The 18947-nt window shown below is 68.9% G+C and carries 19 protein-coding genes; 9 read left to right on the top strand and 10 right to left on the bottom strand.

The features are described from left to right. Positions 1-12: 12 nt before the first annotated feature. The 7 genes from ACX80L_RS04365 to ACX80L_RS04335 all read right to left on the bottom strand — a co-directional run bounded on the left by ACX80L_RS04365 (position 13) and on the right by ACX80L_RS04335 (position 6843). A complete protein-coding gene (locus ACX80L_RS04365; protein WP_459287907.1) occupies positions 13-966 on the bottom strand; it encodes a 3-hydroxyacyl-CoA dehydrogenase family protein in 954 nt (317 codons plus the stop codon). Next, a complete protein-coding gene (locus ACX80L_RS04360; RefSeq protein ID WP_133079891.1) occupies positions 963-1907 on the bottom strand; it encodes a TIM barrel protein in 945 nt (314 codons plus the stop codon). Before ACX80L_RS04360 ends, ACX80L_RS04365 begins: the two co-directional genes overlap by 4 nt. 103 nt (positions 1908-2010) lie before the next feature. After that, entirely contained in the window at positions 2011-2727 is a 717-nt protein-coding gene (locus ACX80L_RS04355) for an FCD domain-containing protein (RefSeq protein WP_133079890.1), read from the bottom strand. Then, positions 2708-3496 carry a triose-phosphate isomerase family protein gene (locus tag ACX80L_RS04350; protein ID WP_459287905.1) on the bottom strand — a complete coding sequence of 263 codons (789 nt, stop codon included), beginning with the start codon at positions 3494-3496 and terminating at the stop codon, positions 2708-2710. The genes ACX80L_RS04355 and ACX80L_RS04350 overlap by 20 nt, the downstream gene beginning before the upstream one ends. 7 nt (positions 3497-3503) lie before the next feature. Beyond that, the gene (locus ACX80L_RS04345) at positions 3504-3959 is read right to left on the bottom strand and encodes a ribose-5-phosphate isomerase (protein ID WP_133079887.1); all 456 of its coding nucleotides are present in this window, start codon (positions 3957-3959) and stop codon (positions 3504-3506) included. A gap of 8 nt (positions 3960-3967) precedes the next feature. Next, positions 3968-5710 (bottom strand): dihydroxyacetone kinase family protein, encoded by a 1743-nt coding sequence (locus tag ACX80L_RS04340; RefSeq protein ID WP_459287903.1) that lies wholly within the window; start codon positions 5708-5710, stop codon positions 3968-3970. A 101-nt stretch (positions 5711-5811) separates the two neighbouring features. Further along, positions 5812-6843, bottom strand: coding sequence for a LacI family DNA-binding transcriptional regulator (locus ACX80L_RS04335; RefSeq protein ID WP_459287901.1), 1032 nt, complete (start codon positions 6841-6843; stop codon positions 5812-5814). Between the two features lie 277 nt (positions 6844-7120). Between ACX80L_RS04335 and ACX80L_RS04330 the strand changes: the two genes are divergently transcribed. The 7 genes from ACX80L_RS04330 to ACX80L_RS04300 are packed head-to-tail and all read left to right on the top strand — an operon-like array spanning position 7121 to position 14324. Further along, complete coding sequence (locus tag ACX80L_RS04330; protein WP_133079884.1) at positions 7121-8440, top strand: extracellular solute-binding protein; 1320 nt, start codon at positions 7121-7123, stop codon at positions 8438-8440. Beyond that, on the top strand, positions 8437-9354 hold the full coding sequence (locus ACX80L_RS04325; RefSeq protein ID WP_133079883.1) for an ABC transporter permease subunit: 918 nt from the start codon (positions 8437-8439) through the stop codon (positions 9352-9354). Before ACX80L_RS04330 ends, ACX80L_RS04325 begins: the two co-directional genes overlap by 4 nt. 2 nt (positions 9355-9356) lie before the next feature. After that, on the top strand, positions 9357-10247 hold the full coding sequence (locus ACX80L_RS04320; RefSeq protein WP_208739840.1) for a carbohydrate ABC transporter permease: 891 nt from the start codon (positions 9357-9359) through the stop codon (positions 10245-10247). A 22-nt stretch (positions 10248-10269) separates the two neighbouring features. After that, a complete protein-coding gene (locus ACX80L_RS04315) occupies positions 10270-11451 on the top strand; it encodes a Gfo/Idh/MocA family protein (protein ID WP_459287899.1) in 1182 nt (393 codons plus the stop codon). Continuing rightward, positions 11444-12517, top strand: a complete 1074-nt coding sequence (locus ACX80L_RS04310; RefSeq protein ID WP_459287897.1) for a sugar phosphate isomerase/epimerase family protein — start codon at positions 11444-11446, stop codon at positions 12515-12517. The genes ACX80L_RS04315 and ACX80L_RS04310 overlap by 8 nt, the downstream gene beginning before the upstream one ends. Then, positions 12514-13209, top strand: coding sequence for a ThuA domain-containing protein (locus tag ACX80L_RS04305; RefSeq protein WP_459269455.1), 696 nt, complete (start codon positions 12514-12516; stop codon positions 13207-13209). The genes ACX80L_RS04310 and ACX80L_RS04305 overlap by 4 nt, the downstream gene beginning before the upstream one ends. Further along, positions 13194-14324, top strand: a complete 1131-nt coding sequence (locus ACX80L_RS04300) for a Gfo/Idh/MocA family protein (protein WP_459287895.1) — start codon at positions 13194-13196, stop codon at positions 14322-14324. Before ACX80L_RS04305 ends, ACX80L_RS04300 begins: the two co-directional genes overlap by 16 nt. A gap of 83 nt (positions 14325-14407) precedes the next feature. On the opposite strand, the gene ACX80L_RS04295 is transcribed toward ACX80L_RS04300, so the two are convergent. The 3 genes from ACX80L_RS04295 to ACX80L_RS04285 are packed head-to-tail and all read right to left on the bottom strand — an operon-like array spanning position 14408 to position 17248. Beyond that, a complete protein-coding gene (locus tag ACX80L_RS04295) occupies positions 14408-16657 on the bottom strand; it encodes a heavy metal translocating P-type ATPase (protein WP_459287893.1) in 2250 nt (749 codons plus the stop codon). A 1-nt stretch (position 16658) separates the two neighbouring features. After that, positions 16659-16883 carry a heavy-metal-associated domain-containing protein gene (locus ACX80L_RS04290; protein WP_208740289.1) on the bottom strand — a complete coding sequence of 75 codons (225 nt, stop codon included), beginning with the start codon at positions 16881-16883 and terminating at the stop codon, positions 16659-16661. A 35-nt stretch (positions 16884-16918) separates the two neighbouring features. Beyond that, the gene (locus ACX80L_RS04285; RefSeq protein WP_459287891.1) at positions 16919-17248 is read right to left on the bottom strand and encodes a metal-sensitive transcriptional regulator; all 330 of its coding nucleotides are present in this window, start codon (positions 17246-17248) and stop codon (positions 16919-16921) included. 141 nt (positions 17249-17389) lie between these two features. On the opposite strand from ACX80L_RS04285, the gene ACX80L_RS04280 reads away from it, so the two are divergent. Further along, positions 17390-18049: a DUF305 domain-containing protein gene (locus ACX80L_RS04280; RefSeq protein WP_459287889.1), complete on the top strand. Its 660-nt coding sequence runs from the start codon at positions 17390-17392 to the stop codon at positions 18047-18049. 129 nt (positions 18050-18178) lie between these two features. Further along, positions 18179-18832, top strand: a complete 654-nt coding sequence (locus tag ACX80L_RS04275; protein ID WP_459287887.1) for a DUF3105 domain-containing protein — start codon at positions 18179-18181, stop codon at positions 18830-18832. The last annotated feature ends 115 nt before the right edge of the window (positions 18833-18947 follow it).

Here is an 18947-nt window from a genome sequence, read left to right as displayed (position 1 = left end):
ATCTCCTTGCGATCAGTGGATGGGTGCAGGACCGAGTTCGTCCATGAGTTTCTTGATGGCCACGTACGCCCTGTTGCGGTAGGCGATCAGCTCGGGGGTGCGTTCGGCCGGGACGTCGAGGTAGCCCGCGCCGGTCTTGGTGCCGAACTTGCCGGCGTCGACGAGTTCCTTCAGGGAATCCGGTGTCGCGAAGCGCTCGGGCCAGCGCGTCTGGAGCGACGCGTAGCAGAACGAGTACACGTCGAGTCCGGCCATGTCCGCGATGGCGAAGGGGCCGAAGACGGGGAGCCGGAAGCCGAAGGTCGTGCGGACGATCGTGTCGATGTCATCCGGGGTCGCGATGCCCTCCTCGACGATCTGCGTGGCCTCGTGGAACAGCGCGTATTGGAGCCTGTTCAGCACGAAGCCGGTGGCATCCTTCACCCGCGCCGTCTCCTTGCCGGTGGAGGCGACGATCTCCTCGACCACGGGGATGACGGCGTCGTCCGTGTCCGGGTGCGGGATGAGTTCGACGCCGGGGATGAAGGGTGCGGGGTTCGAGAAGTGGACGCCCAGGAACCGCTCCGGATGCTCCACCGCCTCCGCGAGGGCCGCGATCAGGATGGTGGAGGTGTTCGAGCCGATGATGGCATCGGGTCGGGCCGCCGCGGAGATCCGCCGGAGTGTCTCGTGCTTGATCTCGATGCGCTCCGGCACGGCCTCCTCGATGAATTCGGCGTCGGACACCGCGTCCTCGATCGAGTCGGCGGCCGAGACGTTCGCCTCGATGCGTTCGCGGGCATCCACGGGGAAGAGGCCGTCGGCGGCGAACTGCTCCGCCTCGGTCAACAGGCGCTTGAGGTTGGATTCCGCGATCTCGGCGCTCACGTCCGCGATGCGGACGGTGTGCCCGGCCAGGGCGAGGACCTGGGCGATGCCGCCGCCCATGTAGCCCGATCCGACGACGGCGATTCTCTTCGGTGTCATGCGTCCTTCTTCCCAGGCAGGAGTGAGCGGATGTAGGTCTGGTTGGTGGCGCAGTTGCCGAGGCTGTCCCCGCCGTAGTGTTCACACAGGAAGATGCCGTCGAAGCCGAGCTCGATGGCGTCGCGGATCACCTGGCGGTAGTTGATCAGCCCGGCCTCCATCGAGCTGGGGACGCTCGTCGCCCATGAGCCGTCGGCTGCCTCGTCCCGCGTGTAGTTCTTCACGTGCCAGTAGTTGGCATAGGGGAGGAGCTTCGCGTGGAGTTCGCGCCAGTCCTCCACGGGGCGGTGCAGGCGGATGAGGTTGGCGATGTCGGGATTGATCCCCACGTTGTCGAGGCCGATCTCCTCGACGAGCCGCACGGCGCTGTCACCGGTGCCGAGGTACGTGTCCTCGTACAGCTCCAGGGACATCTTCAGTCCGACGTCGGCCGCATGCCGGCCGAGTTCCCGCAGCCGGGTGACCGCCGCCTGCCATACCTCCGGATCATCCGGGTCCTTCGGCCCCTGCGCCGTCCAGAACCACAGCGCGCGCCGCTGCGCCTCGCTGAAGGGCTGGTGGAGTCCGGTGGAGAAGACCTCCATGCCCCACTCGGCCGCCGCGTCGATCGTCCGGTGGGCGTAGGCGAGATTGCGCTCCTCGTGGCCCGGCATGATCACGCTCTGCCGCTGCAGGTGGACCGACGGGATCCGGACGCCGTGCGAGGCGGCGATGGACAGGAACTCGTCGCGCCGGGACGGTTCGAGGTCGGCCGGCCGGACGTGGCTGTCGGCGAGCTCGGCCAGCGAGAATCCGACGTGCTCCACCTGGCTGAACATGTCGTCCCAGGCCTCGGGGGCGGCGTCGTGGAGTGCGACTCCCTCCTTGCTCACCGTGGGAATGCCGTGCAGGCAGGTGGCGATCGGCCAGTCCTGCGCCGAGAAGGCGGGGTGCAGAGACATCTTCTTGCTCCATTGCAATCGGGGATACCGGGGAAGAGGAAAGATCCTATAGGAAATATAGACGCAGGTTCCCGGCTCTGCAAGGCTTTTCGGAACAGGCGCTTCAGCTCGGGGGCGAGTCGCTCAGGGAGCGGGCACGGACGCCCTCGATGTGGGCCCGCAGGGCCCGGACGGGTGCTTCGGCGTCTTCAGAAGCGAAGGCGTCCAGGATTGCGGCGTGCTCCGCGGCCGCTTCGGAGACATCGCTCGTCCCCCTGATGACGGCCTGCCGCATCCGGTGGGTCAGCGCTCCCAGGTTGGCGTACATGTCCTGGACGTAGCGGTTGCCCGCGGCGTCGAGGACGACCAGGTGGAAGGCGTTGTCGGCGTCGAAATAGTCGTGGATGGTCCGGATCGGGACGTCACCCCTCAGCATCGCGGCGGTGACCCGCTCACCCATCTCGTGGTGGTGCTCGTGTGCCTGGCGCAGGGCGGGCAGGAAGGAGGCAGCACGTGGTGCTGCGAGCCGGGCGGCCTCGACCTCGAGCATGATCCGCGCCTCGAACAGCTCGTCGAGCTGCTCGGGGCCGAGGGGAGGAGCGACGCGGTACCCCTTGAGCGCCTCCCGGGTCACGAGTCCGGTGCGTTCGAGCTGGACCATGGCCTCCCGGACGGGCGTCGGCGAGACCTTGAGCTGCTTGGCGACGGTGTCGATCGACAGTCTCGCCCCTGGTTCCATCTCGCTCGACAGGAGGATGTCCAGGATCCGGTCGTACACGCGGTCCCGCAGGCCGCGCCGGTCGATGTCCGGAGCCGGTTGGTCAGAGTGCGCTGCTGTCATCACCGACCCCAATCTCCCATGCCTCGTCCAGGATATCCGCGAACGCGGCCGGATCATGGGCGAATCGGCCGAGGAACATGCCGTCGACATCGGGAGCGATGCGCCCCAGCAGCCCGGGGCCGGCACTGCCGCCGTAGATCACCCGTGGCTCCTGCACCAGTCCGTCGTCGCGCAGGTGTGCACGGAGGGCGCCGGTGACGGCCCGTATGTGGGTGTCGGGTGCCGGATCGGCCTTGCCGATCGCCCAGACGGGCTCGTAGGCCACGATCACCTGCCCGCCGGTCCCGTCGCGGCGCGCGGCCGCGAGGCACGCCTCGAGCTGTTGCACGCATGCCCGGATCGCCGAGGAGTGCTCGCCCTGTTCCTCCTCGCCGATGCAGAGGACCGGCACGAGGCCATGGCGGAGGCTCGCCAGGACCTTCCGGGCAGCGGTGGAGTCCGTCTCGCCGAACATCGACCGCCGCTCCGCGTGGTTGATCTCCACCAGCCGGACGCCGATCTCCGCCAGTTCGGCCGCCGACACCTCGCCTGTGTAGGCGCCGGCATCCTCCCAGTGCACGTCCTGCGCTCCCACGAGCAGCCCCCCGGGCACGGCGAGGTCCCGCACGGCGGGGATGGACGGGAACGTCGGGATGACGAAGGGCTCCACCACGCCCTGCTGGACCGCCGGATGGGTCGAGGCGATCTCGGCCACCTGGCGCGTCCACTCGAGCTGGCGCCGATGGCCGAAGTACATCTTGAGGCTCGAGCCGATGGTGAACCTCGGCATGGGTGCGCTACACGCCCTCGTAGGCGCAGATGTCGTCCACCTTCGCCTGGGACGCACTCGAGGTGTCGAACGTGTAGGTCAGCCATTCCCGGACGAGCCGGCGGGCGAGTTCGCTGCCGATGACGCGCTGGCCCATGCAGAGCACCTGGCAGTCGTTGGACAGGACGGACCGCTCCACGGACAGGGGATCGTGGGCCGTGGCGGCGCGGATGCCCTGCACCTTGTTCGCGGCGATGGCGACGCCGAGGCCGGTTCCGCAGATGAGCAGCGCCCGGTCCGCCTCGCCCCGCGCGACGCGCTCGGCGGCCTCGATCGCGATCTTCGGATAGGACGTGTGCCCGTCCTCGCCCACGCCGACGTCGACCACCGACTCGACGAGGTCGTTCTGTTCGAGATCCCGCTTGAGGATCTCCTTGTACTGGTATCCCGCGTCGTCGCAGCCGACGATCAGCCTGAGTGCCATGTTTCCTCCTAGTGGTCGTCCGGGCGGGCGCCCGGTGCGTTACGGATGACGTCCGAGACGGTGGTGCAGATCAGCGCGAAGGACACCGCGCCGGGGTCCGGCGTCCCGACGGACTTCTCGCCGTGGGACCGCGCGCGCCCCAGGGTGGCGCGCATCGACGCCGTGGCCTCCGCCGCTGCCGTGGCCGCGGCGGCTGCTCCCGCCCACGCCTCGGCGAGCCCGGATCCGTCGCCCACCCGTGTCGAGAGTTCATCGGAGAAGGGGACGACGGCGTCGACCATGGTCTTGTCGCCGACCTTCGCCTTTCCGAAGGCCATCACGGCGTCCCTGGCCGCGGAGATCCCGCGTGCGAGGTCCTTCGGGGTGGGGCGCGCGTCGTCGCCGACCACGGTTCCGAGCGCCTTGAGCATCGTCGCCCAGATGGCGCCCGAGGTGCCACCGGCGCGGTCGCTCCAGGCGTTGGCCGCGTGACGCAGGGCCGTCTCGGCGCCGGCACCCTGCTCGACGGCGGCTCGAGCCGCGTCCCGGCCGGCATGGGCGCCGCGCTGCATGCCGATCCCGTGGTCGCCGTCGCCCGCCACCTGGTCGAGGCGGCCGAGTTCGTCGGCGTGCTCGTCCACCGTGCGTGCGAGCGCCTCGAGGGCCGTGACGATGGTCGCCGCGCAGGCGCGGGACTCGGCCGTGGAGCTTCCGATGACCTCCTCGGCGTCGTCCTTCACCACCGCGTCGAAGCGCTGCTGGTCGCCCACCTGTCCGCGCCGGAAGCCGGGGGTGTCCGCCGGCGCCGTCCAGAGACGTTCGAGCTCCTCGTCGAGCCACAGCAGGGTGAGGGAGCAGCCGGCCATGTCGAAGCTGGTGCACAGCTCGCCGACCTCGGGATCGACGATGCTGATACCCCGCTCAGCGAGGAGTGCGTGCACGGTGCGGTAGACGACGAAGAGTTCCTCGTACTTGACGCTCCCGAGGCCGTTCAGCAGGGGCACGACGCGCGCGCCCGCCAGGTCGACGCCGTCCGGCACCTCCTCGAGGAGACTGCTGACGAACAGTTCGGCGAGGCCCGCCGCCGTCGGGATGTCGACCTCGTCGATGCCGGGCTCCCCGTGGATGCCCAGACCGACGGCCATGCGTCCTGCAGGGACTTCGAAGAGCGGCGCATCGGCGCCGGGGAGGGTGCAGCCGCCGAAGGCGACGCCGAGGGAGCGCGTCCTGTCATTGGCGCGCCGTGCGACACGCTCGACGCCGTCGAGGTCGTAGCCCTCCTCGCAGGCTGCACCCGCGACCTTGAACACCGTGAGGTCGCCGGCGATCCCGCGGCGCTTGTGTTCCTCGCCCCGGGGCGCGCTGATGATGTCGTCGGTCACGGTCACCGTCCGGACGTCCATCCCCGCCTCGCGCAGTTCGGCCTGTGCCTCGTCGAAGTGCAGGACGTCGCCCGCGTAGTTCCCGTAGGACAGGAGGACCCCGCGCCCCTGGTCGGCCGTCCGGGCGACGGTGCGTACCTGGTGGGCCGACGGTGAGGCGAAGAGGTTGCCCATCACCGCCCCGTGCGCCAGGCCCGGGCCCACGAGGCCGCCGAAGGCGGGGTAGTGTCCGCTGCCTCCCCCGATGACGAGGGAGACCGTCGGTTCCGCCGGTCGTCCGACACGCACCACGCCCCCCGGGATCTGCTGGACCCAGCGCGAGGCGGCGGCGGCGAAGCCGTCCATCATCTCGTCGACGAAGTTCTCCGGTTCGTTGAACAGACGCGTCATTGCGATCCCTTCTGAGTTTCGTAGATTCTATAGGATAACCGGAGAATCGGCACCCGTTCCAGACCGCTTCCGTGGCCGGTGCGGCGGCGGTCGGCGAGGCGTCAGGGCCGGAGCGGTGCCGTCGAGGATCGCACGATCAGGTGTGTGGCCAGTTCCATGCGGGTGGCATCGGGCGCCTCCCCGCCCATCTCCCGGAGGAGCGCACGTACCGCGGCGCGGCCCATGTCCCGTAGCGGCTGCGCGACGGTGGTGAGCTGCGGTGAGGACTGCTCGCTGATGTAGGTCCCGTCGAAGCCGACCACGCTCAGTTCGTCGGGGACCGTCATGCCCAGCGAGTGCGCCTCGGCCAGAACTCCCAGCGCGATACTGTCGGAGGCCGCGAAGATGGCGGAGGGCGGGTTGTCCAGGGCGAGGAACCGGGCCAGGGCCTGGCGCCCCGTCTCCGGATCGAAGGCGCCCGCCAGGACGTACTCCTCCGAGATCGGGATACCCCGCTCGAGGAGGGCGGCCACGTACCCGTGCTCGCGGTCCTGGCTGCATTCCGCGCTCGAGTGCCCGCCGATGAACCCGATGCGCGTGTGTCCAAGGCCGAGCAGGTGTTCCGTGGCAGCTTTCCCCCCGGACCAGTTGGTGGCGCCAACGCTCGCCACGCCGGGCCCGGGTGGATTGATGGGGTCGATCACCACCACGGCGATGCCGCGCTTCCTCACGTCCTTGATCTCACGCGGAGACCAGCGCGAGGTGACGAGGAGGAGGCCGCGGCGGCCCGACGCCTGCATCTTCTCGGCCCGCTCGCCGGCCGTGAGGTGCGTGAGCCCCGTCTTCGAGAGGACGATCTCCGCTCCCTGCGCCTCCGCGCACTCGAGGATCCCGTCCATCACCTCCGCGTAGTACGCCGTCGTCACGCTGTCCACGGCGACGTCGATCAGGGTGGAGGCCGGGGGTGCGAGGGCGAGCCGCTGCCCGGGTGGCTGGTACTCGGACGACCGCAGTGCCGCCAGCACGCGCTTCCGGGTGGCCGGAGCGACGTCCTCCCGCCCGTTGATCACCTTGGACACCGTCGGAGTCGAGACTCCGGCGAGGGCGGCGACGGACGCCAGGGTGGCCCTGGTGCGAACTCCACTTTCCGACAAAGTTTCGAAATCCTTCCCGGAGCACACTCGACCCCCTCCTGCACGAGTCTGACGGGTTCCGTCTCGCAGGGCAAGATCCCTAGCAGAAGAGGGAAGAAGCAGGGGTATTGACCGCCCGCTGTGATGCAGGTAACTTTCCCCTTGTTAGTTTGTTGTTATCGAAAACATTTCGAAATCTCTTCCGCAGCGTGGCGGTCAGCGACCGCATACCCGCGGAGTTGACCTGCCCATCTCAGCCGGCCCCCTGCCTCGAGCTGAGTCGACTACGGAAGAACTGATGAAAATGCGAACAACCACCTCCCTCATCTCGGCAGCCTCCGCCATCACCCTCGCCCTCGGCCTGGCCGCCTGCGGATCCAGCGGACCCGCCGACCCCGCCGCCGATTCCGATTCCCCCACCATGTGGGCGCTGACCGGCAGCAGCGAGAACATCTTCCGCTCCTCCGTCGAGGACTGGAACAAGGCCAACGCGGACGACAAGATCAACCAGGAATTCTTCGCGAACGACGCCTACAAGACCAAGGTGCGCACCGCGGTGGGCGCGGGCGAGGGACCCACCTTCATCTACGGGTGGGGCGGTGGCGTACTGAAGTCCTATGTCGATGCCGGCCATGTCGGCGACCTGGACCAGTTCCTCGCCGACAACCCCGAGGTGAAGGAGCGCTACATCCCCTCCGTCCTCGAGAACGGCGTGATCGACGGCAAGACCTATGCCCTCCCGAACAACAACATGCAGCCGGTCGTCCTCTACTACAACAAGCAGGTCTTCGAGGACATGGGCGTCGAGCCCCCCGAGACCTGGGACGACCTGATGGCGCTGGTACCGGAGTTCAACGACGCGGGGATCGCGCCCTTCGCCCTGGCGGGCCAGTCGAAGTGGCCGAACCTGATGTGGCTGTCCTACCTCGTCGACCGCATCGGCGGACCCGAGGTCTTCCAGGCGATCCTGGACGGGGAGGAGGACGCCTGGTCCGATCCCGCGGTGATCGAGGCCCTCACGAAGATCCAGGAGCTGGTCGACGCGGGCGGGTTCATCAACGGCTTCTCCTCGATCGCGGCCGACGCGGGAGCCGACAGCGCCCTCCTGTACACCGATAAGGCGGCGATGATGCTCCACGGCGGGTGGGTCTACCAGAACCTGAAGAACGACGCCCCGGAGTTCGTCGAGTCGGGAGAGGTCGGATTCGTGCCGTTCCCCGAGGTCGAGGGCGGTGCGGGCGACCCCGCGAACGTGGTCGGCAACCCCGCGAACATGTGGTCCGTCTCCTCCACGGCCTCCGAGCAGCAGAAGGAATCCGCACTGAACTACCTCAAGGACGGACTGTTCAGCGAGGAGTACACGCAGGCCATGATCGACTCGGGCGCGGTTCCCGCCGTCAACGGCATCGAGGACCAGCTCGCAGCCTCCGAGGACAAGGACTTCGTGGAGTTCGTCTACGGACTGGCGCAGGACGCACCGAGCTTCCAGCTCTCCTGGGACCAGGCGCTGAGCCCCGCCCAGGGCGACGCCATGCTCGCGAACCTCGACCAGATCTTCATCGGCGAGATCACCCCCGAGGAGTTCGCCGAGAACATGAACGCCACCCTGGGCAAATGAGCACGCTGCTGAAGCCCAAGCCCGCCATGAGAGTGCGGGGCGCCCGGGCGGAAGGCCCCTCGGCGTGGATGGTCGTCCCGGCGCTGGCCTTCTTCCTGGTCTTCGCCGTCCTGCCCCTGCTCGGCGTGGTGTTCCTCAGCTTCACCAACTGGAACGGGCTGGGCGCGATCACCTGGGCCGGACTGGAGAGCTGGCGAACCGCACTCACCGACTCGGTGACCCTGAACGCGCTGATCGTCACGCTGAAGATCATGGTCTACTCGCTCCTGGTGCAGGTCCCGATCAGCCTCCTCCTGGGCGTGTTCACGGCGGGCAACCAGCGCTACCGGGCGGTGCTGGCCGTCCTGTACTTCGTCCCGCTGCTGCTCTCGTCGGCTGCGGTGGCGATCGCGTTCAAGGCCCTGCTGGACCCCAACTTCGGCATGGGTCCGGGCCTGGGCCTGCCGATCCTCGCCCAAAACTGGCTCGGCAGTGCCGACCTGGTGCTGTTCGTGGTCATCTTCGTCATCGCCTGGCAGTTCGTCCCCTTCCACACTCTCATCTACCAGGGTGGCGTCCGCCAGATCCCGGCGTCCTTCTACGAGGCGGCCCAGATCGACGGGGCCGGCCGGATCCAGCAGTTCTTCCACATCACCCTGCCCCAGCTGAAGTACACGATCATCACCTCGTCCACCCTCATGGTCCTGGGATCCCTGGCGTACTTCGACCTGATCTTCGTCCTCACGGCAGGCGGGCCGGGGTACGCGACCCGTCTCCTCCCGCTGCACATGTACCTCACCGGCTTCCGGGCCAACGACATGGGAGCAGCGAGTGCCCTCGGCGTGATCCTCGTGGTGATCGGGCTGGGTCTCGCCCTCGTATTGCAGCGGCTCGGCGGCAACAGCCGCAGTGCAAGCCAATTGGAAGGAGCGTAGCCATGGCACTGGCAACCGAGACGGCGCAGGGCGCCGATGAGCAGGCGGGCGAGCGCTCCCAGCGGAAGCGGGTGGGCAGGAGCAGTCCGAACGTCCTCGGGGGGCTCGGCGGCTGGGTGTGGCTCGCCCTGATCATCCTGCCCGTCTACTACGTGATCATCACGAGCCTGAAGAACCAGGCGGGCTTCTTCGGCTCGAACCCGCTGGCGCCACCCACGGACCCGACCCTGGCGAACTACCGGACGGTCCTCGAGGCGGACTTCGTCCGGTACTTCGTGAACAGCGTCATCGTGACGCTGGGAAGTGTCATCCCGGCCGTGATCGTCTCGTTCATGGCGGCGTACGCGGTGGTGCGGGGAAGCGGGCGCATCATCACGTCCGCCCATACGCTGTTCCTGATGGGCCTCGCCATCCCGCTGCAGGCGACCATCATCCCCATCTACTTCATGATCACCAAGGCGCACCTCTATGACACACTGCTGGCGCTGATCCTGCCGTCGATCGCCTTCGCCATCCCCATCTCCGTGCTGATCCTGTCGAACTTCCTCCGGGACGTCCCACGGGAACTCTTCGAATCCATGAGGCTGGACGGCTGCTCGGAATTCACCATGATGTGGCGCCTCGCCCTGCCGCTGGTCCGCCCGGCGGTGGTCACGATCGCCATCTACAACGCACTGCACGTCTGGAACGGGTTCCTCTTCCCGCTGATCCTCACGCAGAGTCCCGACAAACGGGTCCTGCCGCTCTCGCTCTGGGCGTTCCAGGACGAGTTCAGCGTGAACATACCGGCGGTCCTCGCCGCCGTCGTGCTCTCCACCCTCCCGCTGGTGGTCCTCTACGTGCTGGCCCGCCGCCAGCTCGTCAGCGGACTGACCGCCGGGTTCAACAAATAGACCGAAAGGAATCGCCAGCCTGATGACTTCTCCACAGCAATCGGCCCTGCGGGTCGGGATGGTCGGCTACGCCTTCATGGGAGCGATGCACTCCCATGCCTGGCGCACCGCCCCGCGCTTCTTCGACCTCCCGCTCCAGCCCGAACTCGCCGTCCTCGCCGGCCGCGACCCGGCCGCCGTGAAGGCGGCGGCCGGCAGGTTCGGCTGGCGGGAGACCGAGACCGACTGGCGAGCCCTGGTGGAGCGTGACGATGTCGACCTCATCGACATCTGCACCCCCGGGGACACCCACGCCGAGATCGCCATCGCAGCACTCGAAGCGGGCAAGCACGTGCTCTGCGAGAAGCCGCTCGCGAACTCGGTGAAGGAAGCCGAACGTATGGCGGCGGCGGCCCGGCCCGCCGAGGCGAAGGGGGTCTTCGCGATGTGCGGGTTCTCCTACCGCCGCACGCCCGCCCTGACCCTGGCCCGGCGGCTCGTCGACCAGGGGAGGCTCGGGACGATCCGGCACGTCCGGGCGCAGTACCTCCAGGACTGGCTGACGGACGAGACCGCACCGATGACCTGGCGCCTGGACAAGAGCAGGTCGGGGTCGGGTTCCCTCGGGGACATCGGAGCGCACAGCATCGATGCCGCGCAGTACGTGACCGGGTTGCCCATCACGGGAGTCTCCGGCCTCCTCACCACCTTCGTCCACGAACGTCCCCTCGGCGGGACCCTGGTGGGTCTCGGCGGCCAGGGTTCCAGCGACGGGGCGACCGGCACGGTGACGGTGGACGACGCCGCGATCTTCAGTGCACGCTTCGAGTCAGGAGCGATCGGCGTCTTCGAAGCCACCCGCTTCGCGACCGGCAGGAAGAACAACATGCGCCTGGAGGTCAACGGGAGCCTCGGCTCGCTCGCCTTCGACTTCGAGAACATGAACTCGCTGGAGTTCTACGACGCGACGCAGCCTCCCGAGACCGCGGGGTTCAGCACGATCAACGTCACCGATTCCGTGCACCCCTACACGGGTAACTGGTGGCCGGCCGGGCACGGCCTCGGCTACGAGCACGGCTTCACGCACCAGGTCGTGGATCTCGTGGAGGCCATCGCCGACGGCACCACACCGTCGCCGTCCTTCGACGAGGCACTGCGCGTCCAGAAGGTCCTGCACGCCATCGAGAAGTCCGCCGCGAGCGACTCGGGGTGGCAGCATGTCTGAGGCCTTCGCGGCCGGAGCTGCCACCCCGCGCCCGGTGACCCTGTTCACCGGCCAATGGGCCGACCTGCCGTTCGAGGACGTGGCGAGGATGGCCGGCGAGTGGGGCTTCGACGGCCTCGAGATCGCCTGCTGGGGAGACCACCTGGACCCGGTGCGGGCCGCGCAGGACGACGACTACGTCCAGGACCGCCTCCGGATCCTCGAGGAGAACAACCTCGCCGTCCACGCGATCGCCATCCACCTGACCGGGCAGGCCGTCGGCGACGACCCGATCGACGAGCGCCACCAGGACATCCTCACCCCCGAGGTCTGGGGGGACGGCGATCCCGAGGGAGTCCGCCGGCGGGCCGCCGAGGTCGTCAAGGACAGCGCCCGGGCCGCAGCCCGGCTCGGGGCGTCGGTGGTCACCGGGTTCACCGGATCCTCCATCTGGAAGTACGTCGCGATGTTCCCTCCCGCCTCCGAACGGATGATCGAGCGTGGCTACGAGGACTTCGCGGCTCGCTGGAACCCGATCATGGACGTGTTCGACGCCGAGGGGATCCGCTTCGCGCTCGAGGTGCATCCGTCCGAGATCGCCTACGACTACTGGACGACCCGGCGCACGCTGGAGGTCATGAGGAACCGGCCCGGCTTCGGGCTCAACTTCGACCCCTCGCACTTCGTCTGGCAGGACCTCGACCCCGTGATGTTCCTGCAGGACTTCGCGCCGCACATCTTCCACGTCCACGTGAAGGAATCCGTCCGGCAGCTGAACGGACGCAACGGACGCCTCGGCTCACACCTGCCGTGGGGGGACCCGCGGCGGGGCTGGGACTTCGTCACCGCCGGGCACGGGGACGTGCCCTGGAAACCGATCTTCCGCATGCTCAACGCGATCGGCTACCAGGGACCCACCAGTATCGAATGGGAGGACGCCGGAATGGATCGCCTCATCGGCGCGCCGGAGGCCCTCGCCCTCGTGCGGCAGCTGGCCACCATAGCCCCCTCGGGGGCCTCGTTCGATGCAGCCTTCTCCGCCCGCGGGCGCGACAGCCGATCCACGACCACGAAAGAGGCATCATGACCAGCAAGGAAGCACTCGTCGTCCGCGGCGGCTGGGACGGGCACCAGCCCGTCGAAGCCACGGACCGCTTTCTCCCGTTCCTCCGCGAGCACGGCTACACCGTCCGCATCGAGGAGTCACCGAAGATCTACGCCGATGCCGACTACATGTCGACCGTCAGCCTGATCCTGCAGTGCAACACGATGAACACCATCGAGAAGGACGAGTTCGCCGGGCTCCGGGCGGCCGTCGAGGCCGGGACCGGACTCGCGGGCTGGCACGGCGGGATCGCGGACTCGTACCGCAACGAATCCGACTACCTCCACCTCATCGGCGGTCAGTTCGCCTGCCATCCCGGCAAGCACCCGGACGAGAGGACCGGCGAGCAGTCCGACAACTACGTGCCGTACCGGGTGACCATGCTCCCGGCCGCCGCGGATCATCCGATCACCCGCGGCATCGGGGACTTCGACCTCGTGACCGAGCAGTACTGGGTGCTGGCGGACGACTACATCGACGTGCTTGCGACGACGACCCAGGCCGTCCGCGCATGGGACCCCTGGAACCGTCCCGTCACGTCCCCCGCCATCTGGACCCGCCAGTGGGGCGAGGGCCGTATCTTCGTCGCCACCCCCGGACACCGCGTGGAGATCCTCGACGATCCCAACGTCCGGACCATCATCGAAAGGGGTTTGCTGTGGGCGAGCCGTTGAACGTCGGAATCATCGGCTGCGGAGCGATCGTGGCCCAGTACCTGAAGACCCTGCCGTCGCTGGGATCGGTGAACCTGAAGGCCGTGGCGGACCTGGACCCGGGCCGGGCGCAGGCCGTGGCGGACTCGCAGGAGGGAGTGCGGGCCCTGACCGTGGACGAGCTCCTGGCCGACCCCGGGATCGACACCGTCCTGAACCTCACGATCCCTGCCGCCCACGCGGAGGTGGCGGCTCGGGCGATCGCGGCCGGCAAGAACGTCTACGGCGAGAAACCGCTGGCGGCGAACACGACCGAGGCCCGGGAGGTGCTCGCCCTCGCGGAGGCCGCGGGGGTCCGGGTGGGGTGCGCTCCCGACACGGTGCTCGGGACGGGCATCCAGACCGCTCGCCATGCGATCGACGACGGCCTGATCGGCCGGCCCATCTCGGCCACCGCGACCATGGTCACGCCCGGCCATGAACGCTGGCACCCCAACCCGGACTTCTACTACGTGCCCGGTGGCGGGCCGCTGCTGGACATGGGCCCGTACTACGTCACGGCGCTGGTCACCCTGCTGGGGCCGGTCACGTCCGTCATCGGAGCGGCCAGCCACACGCGGGAACAACGGACCATCGGCGGCGGACCACGGGCGGGCCAGACGGTGCCGGTGACCATCGACACGCACGTCACCGGTGTGCTCGTGCACGAGTCGGGCGCCCTCTCCACCCTGGTCATGAGTTTCGACGCCGTGCAGACGCGATCCTCCAACATCGAGATCCACGGCGAACGGGCCAGCATGACGGTCCCCGACCCCAACTACTTCGACGGGGAGGTGTCCGTCTGCGCCCTGGAGAACAGGGGCAACGACAGGGAGATCGGGTGGGAGGTCCTCCCCGCCAGTGCAGGCTATATCGGAGCCGGCCGCGGGTACGGCCTCGCGGACATGGCCCTCACCACGCCGGGTGAGCAGCACCGGGCCAACGGGGAACTGGCCTACCACGTCCTCGACGTCATGGAATCCCTCCTGCAGTCGGCTGCGGACGGGATCGCCGTCCCCGTCCGCAGCACCGTGGAACGGCCCAGGGAGGTCCCCCTGACATCACTGTCCGATCTGGCATCGGCCACATCCCGCTGACGGACCGACGGCGGAAAAGACCGGAGCGGTGCCGACACCCGGTCGGCAGGAGCCGATCGGGTGCCGGCACCGCTCCGGCGGGATCACCGCCCGAAGCTGCGCAGCCTCAGTGAATTGGCGACCACGAGGACGGAACTCGCCGCCATCGCCGCCCCCGCGAGCATCGGGTTGAGCAGGCCCAGTGCAGCGACGGGGATGCCCACGGCGTTGTAGAAGAAGGCCCAGAACAGGTTGCCCTTGATGGTGCCCAGCGTCCGGCGCGAGAGCTCGATCGCCTGGGCCACCTGCTCCAGACTGTTGCCCATCACGGTGAGGTCCGCCGCCTCGATGGCGACGTCGGTACCCGATCCCATCGCGATGCCGAGGTCCGCCTGGGCGAGCGCTGCGGCATCGTTGACGCCGTCGCCGGCCATGGCCACGGTCGCCCCTGCCGCCTGCAGTTCGCGCACGGCGTCGACCTTGCCCGCCGGAGTCACCCCGGCGCGGACGTCCGCGGCGTCGATCCCCACCGCGGCAGCCACCTGCAGGGCCACGGCGCGGTTGTCGCCCGTGAGCAGGACGGGCCGCAGCCCGAGCCGGCGCAGGTGTCCGATCGCGGCCGCGGAACCCTCCTTGACGGTGTCGGACAGGGTGATGATGCCTGCGACGTCGCCGTCGACGGCCACCCACACCGCCGTCGCTCCCGCGTCCTCGGCGGTGCCGAAGGCCGCGGTCTGCTCACCGGTGGGGCGGATCCCGTTCTCCTCCAGCCAGGCTGCCCGGCCGGCCGTGACGGTCACGCCGTCGACCTCGCCGCGCACGCCGCCGCCGGGAGCGCTGGAGAAGCCCGTCGTCTCCGGGAGCCTGCTCCGCGCGGCGGCGTGCCGGGCGATCGCCTGGGCGATGGGGTGCTCGCTCGCGGCCTCGACGGCGCCCGCGAGGCGCAGCAGGCCGGGGGCGTCCATGTCGGACAGCACGACGACGTCGTCCACGGCCATGGCGCCCGTGGTGACCGTGCCGGTCTTGTCCAGCACGATCGTGTCCACGGTCCGGGTGTCCTCGAGGACCTGGGGTCCGCGGATGAGGATCCCGAGCTGCGCGCCGCGGCCCGTGCCGGTGAGCAGAGCTGTGGGCGTCGCGAGGCCCAGGGCGCAGGGGCAGGCGATCACCAGGACCGTGACGGCCGCGGTGAAGGCCGCGTCGAGGTCGCCCGTGAGGACGAGCCAGAGCACGAAGGTGAGGATCGCGAGGACGAGCACCACGGGGACGAAGACGGCGCTGATGCGGTCCGCGAGCCGGGCGATCCGGGCCTTCCCGCTCTGCGCCTGGCTGACGAGGCGGCCCATGTGCGAGAGCACGGTGTCGGAACCGACGCGCGTCGCGCGGACCACGAGCCTGCCCGAGGTGTTGATCGTGGCGCCCGTGACGGCGTCGCCCGCGGTGACCTCGACCGGGATGCTCTCTCCCGTGAGCAGTGCGGTGTCGACGGCGCCGGCGCCCTCGGTGACCACGCCATCGGTGGCGATCTTCTCGCCCGGACGGACCACGAACTCGTCGCCCGGGATCAGCGTGTCGGCGGGCAGGGTGACCTCGATGCGCTCGCCGTCGACGGTGCGGAGCACATGCGCTTCCTTGGCGCCAAGGCTCAGGAGCGACTTCAGGGCGTTCCCGGCCCGCTGCTTGACCGACGCCTCGAGGAAGCGGCCGAGCAGCAGGAACGTCACGACGACGGCGGCCACCTCGAAGTAGAGGGCATGCGCGTCCATGCCGGCCATGCCGGGGTGCTGCGTCAGGGTGGGATCGGCGGCGAGCTGCCAGGCCGAGAAGAGGAAGGCCGCAGTGACGCCGATGGACACGAGGGTGTCCATGGTGGAGGACAGGTGCCGTGCGTTGACGGCGGCGGCCCGGTGGAACGGCCACGCGGACCAGGTGACCACGGGGACGGACAACGCGAAGACCACCCACCCCCAGTTCGCGAACTGGAGTGCGGGCACCATGGAGATCAACAGGACCGGCACGGACAGGAGTGCGGCGAGCACCAGCCGGGCCCCGAGCAGGGACGGCGTGTGCTCGTGGTCGTGCGCGTCCCCGCCCGGTCGGTCGGGATGCACCACGTGGGCTCCGTATCCGGTGGCTGTGACGGTGTCGATCAGGTCCTGGTCGCTGATGGAGGCGGGGACCCTGACCACGGCGCTCTCCAGTGGCAGGTTGACGCTCGCCTCGACGCCGTCGAGCCTGCCGAGCTTCCGCTCGACACGGCCCACGCAGGACGCGCACGTCATGCCCTGGATGGACAGTTCGACGACGCGTTGCTCCTGGTCGGCACCCTGCGCCGGGATCTGCTGCGTGGCCATGTCAGGACCCGGCGGGCACCACGGTGTAACCGGCTTCGGCGACGGCTTCGTCGATCGAGGCGGCATCCAGTGGCGCGGAGGACGAGATGGTGGCGGTCGACGTCCCGCCGTTGACGAGGTCGACGTCGACGGTCTCGACGCCGGGGAGCCCGGACAGCTCGCTCTCGACGGCACTGACGCAGTGGCCGCAGGTCATGCCGGTGATGTTGATCGTGGTGGTGGTCATGGTGTTCTCCTCGGATCGGGGTGGATGGTGGCGGATCAGCGCAGGAGCCGGCCGATCGCGGCCGTCGCTTCCTGGACCTTCTCCTGGACGGCGTCGTCGTTGCCGGAGACCTGGGACTCCTGGGCTGCCCCGACGACGCAGTGTGAGATGTGTTCTTCGAGCAGTCCCATGGAGACCGCGTGGAGTGCCTTGTTGACGGCTGCGACCTGGGTCAGGATGTCGATGCAGTACTTGTCCTCGTCGACCATCCGCGCGATGCCGCGCACCTGGCCCTCGATACGGCGGAGCCGTTTGAGGTAGGCGTCCTTGTCGGCGGTGTAGCCGTGCGGTGCCGAGGTCCCGTCCGTTGTGGTCTCGGTGGTCATCGATTCGCTCCTCGCATGTCGTCTACGATACCCTCAGGGGGTATAAGCCGCCACTTCGACCGGATATTCCCGTGTCAAGGAAACGCCCAGCCGGACACCGTAGGGTGGCTGACCGGCACACCTCCGAATCCAAGGACGTCCATGACCCTCTCGCTGTCCGGCTGGCAGAAACGAGTGCTCCTGATCCTCGCCGCGATCGCGGTACTCGCCCTCTTCGCGCTGGCCTTCACCGCAGGACGCATCTCGGCAGGGCCCTCGTATCCGGGCACGGACAGCGCGGATGCGGGATTCGCCCGGGACATGCAGGTGCATCACAACCAGGCCGTCGAAATGTCGATGATCGTGCGTGACAGCGCCACCGACGAGACGCTCCGCGCGATCGCCTACGACATCGCACTCACCCAGCAGCAGCAGGCGGGGCAGATGTACGCCTGGCTCGAGGAGTGGGGGCTGGGCATGAGCAGCCCGCAACCCCGCATGGAGTGGATGGCCGCGGGATCCGGTGACCACGGCGGCATGGACATGGGCTCGGGGGACGGCGCGTCCATGCTCACCGCCGACGGCCTCATGCCCGGGATGGCGACCGAGGCCCAGCTCGAGGAACTGCGCGCCGCCGACGGCGAGGACGCCGAGAGGCTCTACCTCACGCTGATGATCAACCATCACACGGCCGGCGTCGAGATGGCCGAGGCGGGTGCCGAACTCGCGGAGACGAGCCAGGTCCGGTCACTGGCCACCAAGATCCAGTCCGGCCAGCAGGCCGAGATCACGCTCATGCAGGGCATGCTCGACGCCCTCTAGGCCGCCCGTCCGGGCCGCGACCCGCTGGGTCGGGTTCGAGGACTGGCGCGACCCGCCGGTACATTTGTTTCCGGCGCAATCCGATCCGCGGTGTACGCCGCAGCCACTCCAGCACCGAAGGACACCTCGTTGAACAAGAAACGTTCCCAGGAGAACCAGGACCGCCAGGCGCGCCTGGCCGCCATCCAGGCCCAGCAGCGGGCCGGTGAACGCAAGCGCAACGCCCTGATCTTCGGTGGTATCGGAGCCGTGATCCTCGCGGTCATCATCGCCGTGACCCTCGTCATCGTGAACCAGGTGCAGGTGAACCGGGACCGTGAGGCTGCCGCCTCGCAGCCCATCGAGGGGATCCAGGAATATCCCGACGTGACGTTCAACCACGTCGACGGCCCGGTCGAGTACGAGCAGTCGCCCCCCGTCGGCGGGGACCACAGCCCCGTCTGGACCAACTGCGGCGTCTACACGGAGCCCGTGCCCAATGAGAACTCCGTGCACTCCATGGAGCACGGAGCCGTCTGGATCACCTACGACCCGGAGATCGGGCAGGAGGAGATCGACAAGCTGACCGAACTCGTGGGGACGCGTTCCTACGTGCTGCTCAGCCCCTACCCGGACCTCGGCACCCCGGTCGCCGCCAGTGCCTGGGGCCTGCAGCTCGAGGTCGACTCCGCGGACGATGCGCGTCTGGCCACCTTCCTCGACAAGTACATCCAGGGCGAGCAGACGCGCGAGCCCGGCGCTGCCTGCTCCGGCGGGATCACCCCGGCCGGTCGCGCCTCCTAGTTCCTCCGATCCGCGTCCGACGGCGGCGCGGCGGGCCGGAAGCGGCTCGTCGCGCCGCCGTCGTCGGTCCTGGGTCCGCCCGGTCCGACTCCGCCCCACCCTGATCCCGGCCCGC

This window comes from Arthrobacter sp. MDT1-48-3 (assembly GCF_054511015.1).
This window is presented reverse-complemented; position numbering and strand designations above follow the sequence as displayed.